Raw genomic sequence first — 2394 nt, forward strand, 5'->3', positions numbered from 1 at the left:
GTCCAAAGTGTAAAACTTTGAAATATTTTTAATGGATAAAATGGACATTCTTTCCTCCTTGTTTAAAACTGTTATCGTCATATACCGTACTGATAGAAAATTCTTCAAGTTGCATCAGCACCGATTGATCCTATGGGCCTACTAGCTTAGAATTTTCTCTATATTGAATAGTTTGCTTCTGGATGTATATCAAGTAAAATTCATTGTAACAAAAAAGCGACATTCCCTATAACAGAAATGTCACTCCTATAAACTCTTTAACGATATCTTTCTAGATCCTCGGCCCATTCATTATCTAAACTAACGAGTAACTTCTCATTGCCAAACATCCTTGCCATCATTTTTGCTTCTTCATACTTTTGTTTGGCTGTTTCATAATCTGTCTGAATATAATATTTCCATTCGACCATCAAGACAATCGGTTGCTTTTGAAAATCTCGTGTTTTTTCAGAAATCCAATTAAGTTTTTCCACAGCTAACTTAAATAACTCTAAATCATTCAATAATTCACAACTTCCCAGCCCTGCAAATAACACATCACGAACAAGAAATAAATCGTCTGTACCACTATTTTCTACGTTATTACACACTTTTTGAAACATTAATTGAAGTTTCTGCTGTTCGCTAATAGATAACTGTCCTTTTTTTATATTTTCTAAATAACTACACAAAAAATACAATCTAATTTTTAAAAGATCTGAAAAGGAAAACTCTCTTTGATTCCATAGTTCCTCAAAAGATTCATCTAAAAGCGCTATTCCATACTGTTCATTATCCGTCGCTCTCACTTCATCTATTGCTTGAAGACAATCCACTATCATCTTCTCATCACGTGGCAAATCATCGTAAAAATTCTCAAAAATCTCATCGAAATATTCTTCCTTCTGCTCCTGCAACTCCTTGTCTCCATAGTCAGGATGATGAAGAAGAAAGTATTTTAATTCTTGGTAACGCTTGGGTAATTCCTTATAGTCTGGCATCAAGACGTAGGATGGAATTTCTAATCGTTCTGCAATATATTCTAGTGTTTTTATCGTCGGGCGAAATTCTCCTTTTTCTATCCGCACCAACTGACGCACTGATAATTCAGACTCATCCCCGCAAAAAACTGGACGACTAAGTCCTTTCTCCTCTCTAAGGATTCGTACCTTTTCCCCTAGCTCATTCATCTCTTACATTTCTCCCTCGCATGATTATAAAAGATTTGATTTTCAAATAAATATATGCGATGATTATACCATTTTTCAAATAGAATTACAAAAAAGAGACAGGATTTCTCCTGCCTCTAGGCTGATAACAATTATTTACGGCGTCCTGGTCTTTCTTTGTAGCCATAGTAAGAATCTTCGATGATTTCTTGCATATGGTCAACCATTGGAAGGCGTGGATTTGCAGGCGAACATTGATCTTCATAAGCAAGGAAGGCCAATTCACGAGAATGTTCTTTCCATTCTTTTTCATCAATTCCTTGTGCTTTGAAGTTCATTTGGATACCTACGCGCTCACCAAGTTCGTAGACAGCTTTTGCGTAAGATTCCACACCTTCTTCTGGAGTAGAAGCTGGAAGGCCAAGCATGCGTGCGATATCTTGGTATTTTTCATCTGCACGGTAATAGTTGTACTTAGGCCATGTTGCTGTCTTAGCTGGACGTGTACCGTTGTAGCGGATGACGTATGGAAGCAAGATTGCATTTGTACGACCGTGGATTGTGTGGAATTGCGCACCAATCTTATGGGCCATTGAGTGAGAAATACCTAGGAAGGCATTGGCAAAGGCCATACCAGCGATTGTTGAAGCGTTATGCATTTTCTCACGTGAGTGGAAGTCTGCATTCTTAACTGAACTTTCAAGGTTTTCGAATACAAGTTTGATTGCTTGAAGAGCAAGACCATCAGTGTAGTCGCTAGCCATTTGTGATACGTAAGCTTCAGTCGCGTGGGTCAATACGTCCATACCAGTATCAGCAGCAACAAATCCAGGAACTGTCAATACCAAGGCAGGGTCTACGATTGCCACAGTTGGTGTCAATGAGTAGTCAGCGATTGGGTATTTACGGTTATTTGCTTTATCAGAGATAACGGCAAATGGTGTTACTTCAGATCCTGTACCAGATGTTGTTGGGATTGCGATGAATTTAGTCTTCTTACCAAGCAATGGGAATTTGAAGGCACGTTTACGGATATCCATGAATTTTTGAACAAGGTCACGGAAGTCCACTTCTGGTTGTTCGTAGAAGAGCCACATTACTTTAGCAGCATCCATTGGAGATCCACCACCGAGAGCGATGATTGTATCTGGTTTGAAGGCACGCATAATCTCAGTACCACGGTTTACAGTTGTGATATCTGGATCTGGTTCTACATCAGCAAAGATTTGGTAAACAACCTTATTGC

At 38.5% G+C, this 2394-nt stretch carries 2 protein-coding genes; both read right to left on the bottom strand.

Features of this window, described 5'->3' with window-relative positions:
• Positions 1 to 257: 257 nt before the first annotated feature.
• Entirely contained in the window at positions 258 to 1169 is a 912-nt protein-coding gene (locus tag ACO4R2_RS05975) for an XRE family transcriptional regulator (RefSeq protein ID WP_261025022.1), read from the bottom strand.
• A 131-nt stretch (positions 1170 to 1300) separates the two neighbouring features.
• Positions 1301 to 2394: iron-containing alcohol dehydrogenase (locus ACO4R2_RS05980; RefSeq protein ID WP_484769547.1), on the bottom strand; the 1094-nt coding region annotated here is incomplete at its 5' end.

The sequence above is a fragment of the Alloprevotella sp. genome, assembly GCF_057240785.1.

Bases quoted from the DNA above. Each gene is read 5' to 3' on its own strand.
- ACO4R2_RS05975 (WP_261025022.1), bottom strand. From the start codon at position 1,169: ATGAATGAGCTAGGGGAAAAGGTACGAATCCTTAGAGAGGAGAAAGGA.